Origin of the sequence: Streptomyces sp. NPDC013187 (genome assembly GCF_042899705.1) — a bacterium.
GTDB lineage: Bacteria > Actinomycetota > Actinomycetes > Streptomycetales > Streptomycetaceae > Streptomyces > Streptomyces hawaiiensis_A.
Window position 1 is genome coordinate 132870 of sequence record NZ_JBIBAF010000021.1, and the last position, 10405, is coordinate 143274.

Below are 10405 nucleotides of genomic sequence, written 5' to 3' on the forward strand. Positions count from 1 at the left end.
CCGTGCGGTAGCAGGCGTGTGCGCCGAATGCGCTTGCGACAGCAGGGTAGTTGCTGCTGTGGAACGGGGCGGGCGCGGGCGTCCGCCGGAGGACATCGCGATCAGCACATCGCCAGGGAGGATGGAAAAGCGTGGCCATCGACAGAATCTGGTCGTACGCGCCGGACAGCGGTCACACCGAGGGACAGGACCTGACCGGTTTCGCCGTCGCCGCGACCGACGGCACCATCGGGCACGTGGACCGGGAGGCCGCCCCGCACGCCATGCGGCACCTGGTCGTCGACACCGGAGTCTGGGTTTTCGGCCGCAGCGTCCTGGTGCCGGCCGGAGTGGTCACCGGCGTCGACACCCAGGGGAGAAAGGTCACACTGGCCTGCAGCAGGGCGGACGCCAAGGCGGCGCCCCGCTTCCAGACCGACAGTGAGACGAGGGACCAGGAGTACCTCCGGGCCGTGGGTGACTACTACGACCGGCTGCCGCCGCGCGAGACGGCCACGGTCTGAGACGCCCGCGGTCCGGGACGCCACGGTCGGAGCCGGTCACGGGCGCCTCGCGCCCGTGACGCTCCCGGCTCACCAAGGCATGAACACGTGTACGTCCTTGCCCCGGTCGTCGGCCACCACGCTGACCTGGTCGCACAGCGTGTGGATCAGGTGCCAGCCGATGCCCCCGCCGCCGCTGCGCGGATCGAAGGGCCGGGGGGCGGGCTCCGTGGTGCTGGTGTCGTGCAGAACCACATGCACCCCGTCGAAGGTCCGGCGCATCCGCAGCGCGAACGGACCCGGGGCGTACTGCACCGCGTTGGCGGCCAGTTCCGTCACCACCAGCAGGATGTCGTCCCAGTACTCGGGGGCAGAGGGCGGGGAGGAGCGGGCGAGATCGCGCAGGAACTCCTCCGCGGCCAAGCGCGCACCGGTCACGTCATGCGGCTCGCCCACGAAGGTGTTCGTGCGGCTCGGGATCTCCTCGGAGGTCAGGGCATCGTCCCCACGCGGCTCGGTTGACATATCGCCTTTCCGGCCCGGGCGTCAGCTACGGCTGTCGTCAGGGCTGTCGTCCTTTCTCTTGCGTCGCCACTGTTGCGTGTTCCCGAGGGGACGAGGCCTACGCGTCCGGCACACGCTCAGCGGAACACATTGTCGGAATCGTCCCAGCTCGATGGTTCGGCGGGGGCGCTCGGCCGTCCGGGACGCCTGCGGGACCGGTACATCGCGTCGATCTCGGAAGCGTAGTGCCGCACGATCTCGTCCCGGCGCAGCTTCATCGACGGCGTCAGCATCCCGTTCGTCACGTCGAACGCCTCCGGCAGGACCCGGAAGACCCGGATCGACTCCGCGGGCGACACGGCACTGTTGGCCGCGGCCACGGCCCGCGCGACCTCCTCGCGCAGCGCGTTCTCCTCCCGCGCCTCCCGCATCTCGCCCTGCAGGGCCAGCCCGGCCCGCCAGTGTGCGAGGAAATCCGGGTCCAGCGTGATCAGGGCGCCGACGCAGGGGCGGTTGTCCCCCACGACCACCGCCTGGTGGATGAGCGGATGCATCCGCAGCCGCTGCTCCAGGGCCAGCGGGGCGACGCTCTTGCCGCTGCTGGTGATGATGATGTCCTTCTTGCGGCCGGTGATCGTCAGATAACCCTCCGAGTCCAGCAGCCCGAGGTCCCCGGTGGCAAGCCACCCGCCGCGCAGGGCGGCCCGGGTGGCGGCCTGGTCGCCCACATACCCCTGGAACACCGACGGGCCGCGCACCAGGATCTCCCCGTCCTCGGCCACCTGGATCTCCATGCCCGGAAGGGCCTGCCCGACCGTCCCGGACTTCTCCCGGCCCAGCGGCTGCATCGTCACCCCGCCGGCGGTCTCCGTCAGGCCGTACCCGTCGTGCACGTAGATGCCGATGCCCTCGTAGAAGAGGGAGAGATCGCGGCTGAGGGGGGAGCCGCCGGACGTCGCCCGCTGTACCCGGCCGCCCAGTGCCGCCCGCAGCCTGCGGTACACCGTGCGCTCGTACAGGGCGTGCTGGAGCCGCAGGTCGAAGCCGGGCCCGCGGCCGCGGCCCAGCCGCTGGCGCTCCAGGGCCGCGGCGAAGTCCCGGGCGGTTTCGGCGGCCCGCTCGAACAGTCCGCCGTGCCCTCCCTGCTGAGCCGTCCGCAGGAAGTTCTTGTAGATCTTCTCCAGGACCGAGGGGACCGCGTAGAGGTAGGTGGGCCGGAACGAGCGCAGCGCCGACGCCAGCGCCTCCCCGCTCAGATCGGCCTGGTGCCCCATCAGCAGCCCGCCGCGTACGCACAGCCCCTGGATCATCAGCCCGTACACATGGGAGAAGGGCAGGAACGCGAGCACGGAGCCCTGCTCCCCGCGCGGCGCCGCCGTGTGCCCCCAGCCCGTGAGCAGCGTGTCGCAGGGGCCGGCCAGATTGCGGTGGCTGAGCGCGCAGCCCATGGCGTGACCCGAGGTGCCAGAGGTGTAGGCGATGACGGCAGTGGAGTCCGGCAGCACGATGCGGCGCATCGAGTCGACCGTGGCGATCGGGACGAACTCCCCGAGCGCCGTCAGCTCATCGAGGGCGCCCGAGTCCAGCTGCCAGACGTGTCGCAGCAACGGCAGCGAGGCGCACACCGAGCCGACGGTCATGACGCCCTGCTCGTCCTCCACGACCACGGCCACGCAGCCGGCGTCCCGCAGGATCCACTCGACCTGATCGCGTGAGGCCGTCGGGTAGACCGGGACCACCTCGGCGCCCACGGCCCACAGCGCGTAGCACAGGACCGTCCACTCGAACCGGGTGCGCGCCATGATCGCCACGCGGTGGCCCGGCGCGATCCCCGAGGCGATCAGCCCCTTGGCCACGTCCACCACCGCGTCACGCAGCTCGATCGCCGTCACCTCCTCCCAGGTCGCGGAGGAGGGGTGGGCTCGCCGGGCGAGCATCGGCCTGGCCGGTTCGCGATCCGCCGTCTCGAAGACGCTGTCGGCGAGCCCGCCGGTCAGGGGCGCCACGGCCGGGGGAGCGAGGGCGAGGTCGCGCATGCACTGCTCCTGACGTGTACGGGGTGTGACATTGCCGACGGGTACCGTCATCGGCGGTGCTCGAATGTAGTCGAGTCGAGACCCTTCGGGGTCGGAAAATACGGAAGTCGTCCCGCTGATGATCTCGGCGTGATGGGGGGACCCGGACGGCATGACTCACATCAGTCCCGATCCCGAACCAGAACGCACCCCCGGTCTGGAACCCGGCGGCGGCGTACCGCCGGGCGAGACCCCACCCGCGGAGAGCAGCATGCCGGAGACGCTGCCGCGGGAAACCCACAATCCGACCAAGGGCTGGGCCAAGGCACCGCTGACCGTGATCATCGTCCTCGTGGTGCTGATCGCGGCGTTCTTCCTGGCCTACGCCCTCGTCCTGATCCTCTGAGCCACTGCCCGGATGAGTCCCTGCCCGAAACCGGCGGGACGCCTCACGCCTGCGTATGACGGACGCACTCGGTGACGACGTCCCGCAGGCTCCCCGTGCGCTCCATCAGCGCGCGCTGCACCTGAGCGCCGTTGCCCTCCCGCAGCAGCTCGTCGCAGGCGGCCCGGGCCCGCTCCAGGTCGCCCGTGCTGTCGAGGGCCTCCTCGACGTGGTCCAGCAGGGCACGCACGACGGCTTCGGCGGGCATGCGCCGCATGGTCGCGGGGTGCAGCAGCTCGCCCGAGAGACCGGACCGGGCGGCCTGCCAGTCGGCCAGCCGCAGCAGGCTGACACTGTGGCCGAGCGGCTCACGGCCGGCCCGCCACTCGCGCGCGGCCGTCTCGACCAGGCCCCGGACGAGTGTGGCGACCAGCACGGCCGTGCCGGAGTGCAGACAGACGTCCGCGACGCGCAGTTCCACCGTCGGGTACCGCTGGGACAGCCGCGCGTCGAAGTAGATCATCCCGTCGTCCAGGAGGGCCCCGGTGGCCACCATGTCGGCGATCAGCCGGTGGTACCTCTCGGCCGAGCCGAAGATCTCGGTCGGGCCGGCCGACGGCCAGCGCAGCCACACCCGGCTGCGGTAGCTGCTGTACCCCGTGTCCTTGCCCTGCCAGAACGGCGAGTTCGCGCTGAGCGCCCGCAGCACCGGCAGCCACGGACGCAGCCGGTCGACGACCGCCACCCCCTCGTCGTCGGACTCGACCGACACATGCACATGGCAGCCCATGACGAGCTGCTCCTGGGTGGCGATGCCGTACTGTTCCGCCATCCACTGGTAGCGCCGGTTGACGCTGACAGCGGGGCTGACCGGCAGCGGTGAGGTGGCGAGCGCCGCCACGGTGCAGCCGATCTCCCCCGCGTGCCGGGCGGCCTCCTTGCGGCAGCGGACGATCTCCGCGCGCAGGCTCTCCATGGACGACTGCGGATGGGTGGCGAACTCCAGCATCTGCTCGTGGAGTTCCTTTTCGAAGACGTCCTGATCCGCGTCGTCCTTCTCGGCCCGGGCGAGTACCGCTGCGGACAGCGCCCGCGGTTCACCGGTCTCCGGATCGACCAGGAGGAGTTCCTCCTCCACTCCCACGGTGCGCACCTGATGCCCGCCCTTCTGTGCCCTGCCGCGTCGTACCACCGGGCGCTCCCGGTGGTACGACACCCAGTGCCCCTCCAGGCGGGCAGGACACCTGGTGGGGCAGGGGGACTTCACACCGCGAACGGCGCCAGCCACACCGTGGCGAGCGGAGGCAGCGTGATCCGGACACATCCGTCCTCCGCCTTGACCGGATCCGGGTTGGTCACACCGCTGCCGCCGTAGCGCGTGTCGTCGGTGTTGAGGCGTTCCTCCCAGGCGACGACGTCACCCGGCACCCACAGGCCGTAGTCCTGCCGGACGACGGGAGAGAAGTTCGACACCGCCAGCAGCGGGCTGCCCTGGGCGTCATAGCGGAGGAAGGCGAAGACGTTGTCGTCCGCCGAGTCCACCGCCACCCACCGGAAGCCCTCCGGGCGGGTGTCGCACTGCCACAGCGCCGGCGTCGCCCGGTACGTGGTGTTGAGGTCACGGACCAGGTCGCGCACGCCCCGGTGGTCGCCCGCGGAGTGGTAGCCGTCGTCGAGCAGCCACCACTCCGGGCCCTGCTCGACCGACCACTCGGCTCCCTGCGCGAACTCCTGCCCCATGAACAGCAGCTGCTTGCCGGGGTGGCCCCACATGAAGCCGAGGTAGGCCCGGTGCGTGGCGCGTCGCTGCCACCAGTCGCCCGGCATCTTCGACACCAGGGCCTGCTTGCCGTGCACGACCTCGTCGTGGGAGATCGGCAGCACGTAGTTCTCGCTGTAGGCGTACACCATCGAGAAGGTCATCTCGTGGTGGTGGTACTTGCGGTGCACCGGTTCGTGGGCGATGTACTCCAGCGAGTCGTGCATCCAGCCCATGTTCCACTTCAGGCCGAAGCCGAGCCCGCCGGTGTCGGTCGGCCGGGTCACCCCGCCCCAGGCGGTGGACTCCTCGGCGATGGTCACCACCCCGGGAGCGCGCCGGTACACGGTCGCGTTCATCTCCTGCAGGAAGCGCATCGCCGCCAGGTCCTCCCGGCCGCCGTACGCGTTGGCCTCCCACTGGCCGTCCTCGCGCGAGTAGTCCAGGTAGAGCATCGAGGCGACGGCGTCCACGCGCAGCCCGTCGATGTGGAACTCCTCGCACCAGTACACCGCGTTCGCGACCAGGAAGTTGCGCACCTCGGTGCGGCCGAAGTCGAACTCGTACGTGCCCCAGTCCGGGTGCTCCGCGCGCCGGTCGTCACCGGGCTCGTACAGCGGCTCACCGTCGAACCGGGCCAGCGCCCAGTCGTCCTTCGGGAAGTGCGCCGGCACCCAGTCCATGATCACGCCGATACCGGCCCGGTGGCAGGCGTCGACGAAGAACCGGAAGTCGTCCGGCGTGCCGAGCCGGGCCGTCGGGGCGTAGAACCCCGTGACCTGATAGCCCCACGACCCGTGGAAGGGGTGCTCGGCGACCGGCATCAGCTCGACGTGCGTGAAGCCCAGGTCCTTGACGTACGCCGGGAGTTCCTCGGCGAGCTGCCGGTAGGTCAGCCCCGGCCGCCACGACGCCAGGTGCACCTCGTACACCGACAACGGCGCCTCGTGCACGGGTGTGTCGGCGCGGTGCGCCATCCACTCGGTGTCGCCCCACTCGTAGTGCGAGGCCGTCACGATCGACGCCGTGTCGGGCGGCTCCTCGCAGCGCCGTGCCATCGGGTCGGCCTTGAGGAAGCGGTGGCCGTACCGGGAGTGGATCTCGAACTTGTACGGCGTTCCCTCGCCCACGCCCGGCAGGAACAGCTCCCACACCCCCGAGGCGCCCAGCGACCGCATCGGGAACTGCGTCCCGTCCCAATGGGTGAAGTCCGTGGCGACCCGCACGCCCTGCGCGTTCGGCGCCCACACCGTGAACCGGGTGCCGGACACGCCCTCGTGGGTCATGGGCTGTGCGCCGAGCGCCTGCCACAGCTGCTCGTGCCGGCCCTCGCGGATCAGATGCAGGTCGAGCTCGCCGAGCGCGGGCAGGAAGCGGTACGGGTCGTGCGTCTCCTGCTCGCCCTCCTCGTACGCCACGTGCAGGGTGTACGCGGGGATCGCGTCCAGCGGCAGCACGCCCGAGAAGAGGCCGTCGCCCTCCGAGACGAGGGCCGTACGTCTGCCGCCGATGACCACGCTCACCGCGCGGGCGAAGGGACGCAGCGCCCGGAACACGACCCCGCCGGGCACCGGATGGGCACCCAGCAGCGCGTGCGGATCGTGGTGGGCACCCGCCAGCAGGCGCCCGCGGTCCTCGGGACTCAGGGCAGGGGCGGTCGTGCTCGGGACCGGGCCGGACGGCTCCGGGATTGAGGTGTCTCGCAGGGCCACGGCTCAGTCTCCTCTCACGGCGAGGCGCTCGATCGCCGCCATCGGTACAGGCAGCCAGTCGGGGCGGTGCCGTGCCTCGTACAGCACCTCGTACACGGCCCGGTCCGTCTCATAGGCGCGGAGCAGTCCGTGTTTCTTTCGGGGGTCCCAGCCGGCGCGGGCGGCGTAGCCCGCGCAGTAGGCCTCGCGGCAGCGCCGGGCCCACTCGGGGCGCCAGGGGCGGCGCTGCCGGGCGGCGTAGTCGAAGGAACGCAGCATCCCGGCGATGTCCCGCACCGGGGAGTGGGCGCTGCGCCGTTCGGAGAGCGGCCGGGACGGCTCGCCCTCGAAGTCGATGACGAACCAGTCGCGCCCGGCCCGCAGCACCTGACCGAGGTGCAGGTCGCCGTGGATCCGCTGGGCGGGCGGCCCCGGGTCGCAACTCGTGAGGGCGGCGAACGCGGTCCGCAGGCCCGGCACGAACGGCTGCAGCGCGGGCACGCAGTGCGCTGCGGCGTCCAGCCGCTCGGTCATCGCGGCCGCCGTCTGCCCGTTCTCCCCCGGCCCGCCGACGGGGAACGCCGACGCCAGAGCGAGGTGCACCTCCGCGGTGGCCCCGCCCAGCGCACGGGCCTGGACCGTGAAGTCGTCCCCGGCGGCCAGCGCGTTCAGTCCGAGCGTCCAGCCGTCGGAGGCGTCCCGCAGATACGGCTGCAGCACGCCGAGGGTGGCCTTGAACGGATGCCGGGTCTGGAACCAGGCGACGGGGGCGGGAACGCGGTGGCAGCCCTGCCGGGCCAGCGCGCCCGGCACCTCCAGGTCCGGGTTGACGCCCGGCTGGATGCGCCGGAAGACCTTCAGGATGTACTCGTCGCCGTACACCAGCGAGGAGTTGGACTGCTCGGCGTCCAGCAGCCGCGGTGCCAGTCCGGCGGGCACCCGCTGCTCCGGGTCGCAGTCGAAGCGCAAGGGGCCGGTGGTGCCCGGTCGCCGCAGCCGGTCCAGCAGGAGCTGGGCGGAACGGGGGTCCTGCAGCGCGTCGTACACCGTCAGCCCGGCCAACGGCCCCTCCTGCACCCGTCCGATGAGGGCCCGCCCGAGCCGCGGCGACGGGTGCTCCCGTACGCCGAGCAAGAGCTGGTAGCAGTCGCCCGCCGGGGGAGCCCCGCCGGGCGAGGGCACGCCCGTGTGCCCGGCGTGCCCAGCGTGGACCAGCAGATGCAGACAGCCCGGGAAGAGCTCGGTCATCGACAGCAGACCGAGCTCCGTGACGGGCCGGTCCTTGCCGGCGAACCAGCGCTGCCGGGGCAGCCACTCGCGCAGCAGCCCGCCGAGCGACTCCATGGGCTCGGCCAGGCGCCGCAGGTCGGGGCGGAGGAATGCGGTCTTCGGCATGGTCACGCCTCCTTTCGTCGGCGCAGGCTCACAGTCGCCGGCCGATGCGGGAGGCGACCCGGGTGAGCCGGAACCAGTAGAAGCCGTGGCCCCCGAGGGTCAGCAGGTACGGCAGCTCGCCGATGGCCGGGAAGCGGACCCCGCCGAACAGCTCCACCGGGTGCCGCCCCGCGAACTCGCGCAGGTCCAGCTCGGTGGGCTGCGCGAACCGCGCGAAATTGTTGACGCACAGCACCAGGTCGTCCTCGTACTCGCGCAGGAACGCCAGCACCGCGGGGTTGGAGGAGGGCAGCTCGGTGTAGGAGCCGAGTCCGAAGGCCGGGTTCTGCTTGCGGATCTCGATCATGCGGCGGGTCCAGTGCAGCAGCGACGACGGCGACGACATCGACGCCTCTACGTTGGTCACCTGGTGGCCGTAGACCGGGTCCATGATCGCGGGCAGGAAGAGACGGCCCGGGTCGGAGGTCGAGAAGCCGGCGTTGCGGTCGGGCGTCCACTGCATCGGTGTGCGCACCGCGTCCCGGTCGCCGAGCCAGATGTTGTCGCCCATGCCGATCTCGTCGCCGTAGTACAGGATGGGCGAGCCGGGCAGGGCCAGCAGCAGGGCGGTGAACAGTTCGATGGTGTGCCGGTCGTTGTCCAGCAGCGGGGCGAGGCGCCTGCGGATGCCGATGTTGGCGCGCATGCGGGGGTCCTTGGCGTACTCGGCCCACATGTAGTCGCGCTCTTCGTCGGTGACCATCTCCAGCGTCAGCTCGTCGTGGTTGCGCAGGAACATCCCCCACTGGCAGCCCGAGGGGATGGCCGGGGTCTTGGCCAGGATTTCCGAGACGGGGTAGCGGGATTCCCGGCGTACGGCCATGAAGATGCGCGGCATGACGGGGAAGTGGAACGCCATGTGGCACTCGTCGCCGCCGTTCGCGTAGTCGCCGAAGTAGTCGACGACGTCCTCGGGCCACTGGTTGGCCTCCGCCAGCAGCACGGTGTCCGGGTACTGCGCGTCGATCTCGCGGCGCACGCGCTTGAGGAACGCGTGCGTGGCGGGCAGGTTCTCGCAGTTGGTGTCCTCGGCCGCGTAGAGATAGGGCACCGCGTCCAGCCGGAACCCGTCGATGCCCAGGTCCAGCCAGAACTTCAGCGCGGCCAGGATCTCCTCCTGGACGCGCGGGTTCTCGTAGTTGAGGTCCGGCTGGTGGGAGAAGAAGCGGTGGAAGAAGTACTGGCCGCGCACCGGGTCGAAGGTCCAGTTCGAGGTCTCGGTGTCGACGAAGATGATCCGGGCGTCCGGGTAGCCCTTGTCGTCGTCGGCCCACATGTAATAGTCGCCGTAGGGCCCGTCGGGGTCCTTGCGTGACTCCTGGAACCACGGGTGCTGGTCGCTGGTGTGGTTCATGACGAAGTCGATGATCACCCGCATGCCGCGCTGGTGCGCGGCGTCGACGAACTCCACGAAGTCGGCCAGGTCGCCGAACTCCGGCAGCACCGCCGTGTAGTCGGAGACGTCGTAGCCGCCGTCGCGCAAGGGCGACTTGAAGAACGGTGGCAGCCACAGGCAGTCGACGCCCAGCCACTGCAGGTAGTCGAGCTTGGAGGTGAGGCCCTTCAGGTCGCCGACGCCGTCGCCGTCACTGTCCTGGAACGAGCGGACGAGCACCTCGTAGAAGACGGCGCGCTTGAACCAATCCGGGTCACGGTCCCTCGCAGGTGTGTCTTCGAAGGTGTCCAACACGGGCTCGTTCACGGTCATGACGTTTCTGCCCCTCCGTTCGCGTGCGCGGCGGGCGGGGACTGGACGTGAAAGACGTGCGCGGGAGCCCGCCCCGGCTCCAAGCGCACGTAGTTGTTCCTGCTCCAGTGGTAGGTCTCGCCGGTGAGCTCGTCGCGTACCGGCACCGACTCGTGCCAGTCCAGGCCGAGTTGCGGCATGTCCAGCGAGACCGTGGCCTCCTGGGTGTGGTGGGGGTCGAGGTTGGCGACCACCAGGACCACATCGGATCCGCTGCCCTTGCTGTACGCGATGACCTCGTCGTTGTCGGTGTGGTGGAAGCGGAGGTTCCTGAGCCGGCGCAGCGCGGGATGCTCCCGCCGGACGGTGTTGAGCCGGGTCAGCAGCGGGACGATGGTGCGGCCCTCGCGTTCGGCGTTCTCCCAGTCGCGGTGGCGGAGCTGGTACT

The 10405-nt window shown here is 70.8% G+C and carries 9 protein-coding genes; 2 read left to right on the plus strand and 7 right to left on the minus strand.

All coding sequences use genetic code 11. The annotated features are described in order from the left end of the window. The first annotated feature begins 131 nt into the window (after nucleotides 1-131). Nucleotides 132-503, plus strand: a complete 372-nt coding sequence (locus ACFY5B_RS35155) for a PRC-barrel domain containing protein (protein WP_389977840.1) — start codon at nucleotides 132-134, stop codon at nucleotides 501-503. 69 nt (nucleotides 504-572) lie between these two features. On the opposite strand, the gene ACFY5B_RS35160 is transcribed toward ACFY5B_RS35155, so the two are convergent. Both ACFY5B_RS35160 and ACFY5B_RS35165 read right to left on the minus strand, forming a co-directional pair. Continuing rightward, nucleotides 573-1007 carry an ATP-binding protein gene (locus ACFY5B_RS35160; RefSeq protein ID WP_361881545.1) on the minus strand — a complete coding sequence of 145 codons (435 nt, stop codon included), beginning with the start codon at nucleotides 1005-1007 and terminating at the stop codon, nucleotides 573-575. Between the two features lie 116 nt (nucleotides 1008-1123). Continuing rightward, nucleotides 1124-3022 (minus strand): AMP-dependent synthetase/ligase, encoded by a 1899-nt coding sequence (locus ACFY5B_RS35165; RefSeq protein WP_389977843.1) that lies wholly within the window; start codon nucleotides 3020-3022, stop codon nucleotides 1124-1126. A 151-nt stretch (nucleotides 3023-3173) separates the two neighbouring features. Here ACFY5B_RS35165 and ACFY5B_RS35170 point away from each other — a divergent pair, with 151 nt between their 5' ends. After that, entirely contained in the window at nucleotides 3174-3407 is a 234-nt protein-coding gene (locus ACFY5B_RS35170; protein ID WP_389977846.1) for a DUF6480 family protein, read from the plus strand. 43 nt (nucleotides 3408-3450) lie between these two features. On the opposite strand, the gene ACFY5B_RS35175 is transcribed toward ACFY5B_RS35170, so the two are convergent. From ACFY5B_RS35175 to ACFY5B_RS35195, 5 genes are all read right to left on the minus strand, one after another. Further along, nucleotides 3451-4539 (minus strand): glutamate--cysteine ligase, encoded by a 1089-nt coding sequence (locus tag ACFY5B_RS35175; protein WP_389977870.1) that lies wholly within the window; start codon nucleotides 4537-4539, stop codon nucleotides 3451-3453. A gap of 110 nt (nucleotides 4540-4649) precedes the next feature. Continuing rightward, on the minus strand, nucleotides 4650-6857 hold the full coding sequence (gene glgB, locus ACFY5B_RS35180; protein WP_389977849.1) for a 1,4-alpha-glucan branching enzyme: 2208 nt from the start codon (nucleotides 6855-6857) through the stop codon (nucleotides 4650-4652). A gap of 3 nt (nucleotides 6858-6860) precedes the next feature. Further along, on the minus strand, nucleotides 6861-8231 hold the full coding sequence (locus ACFY5B_RS35185; protein ID WP_389977852.1) for a maltokinase: 1371 nt from the start codon (nucleotides 8229-8231) through the stop codon (nucleotides 6861-6863). A 28-nt stretch (nucleotides 8232-8259) separates the two neighbouring features. Next, complete coding sequence (gene treS / locus ACFY5B_RS35190) at nucleotides 8260-9978, minus strand: maltose alpha-D-glucosyltransferase (protein ID WP_389977855.1); 1719 nt, start codon at nucleotides 9976-9978, stop codon at nucleotides 8260-8262. Then, nucleotides 9975-10405, minus strand: a 431-nt coding sequence (locus tag ACFY5B_RS35195) for a DUF3459 domain-containing protein (protein ID WP_389977860.1), incomplete at its 5' end; no start/stop codon positions are given. The genes ACFY5B_RS35195 and treS, both read right to left, overlap by 4 nt.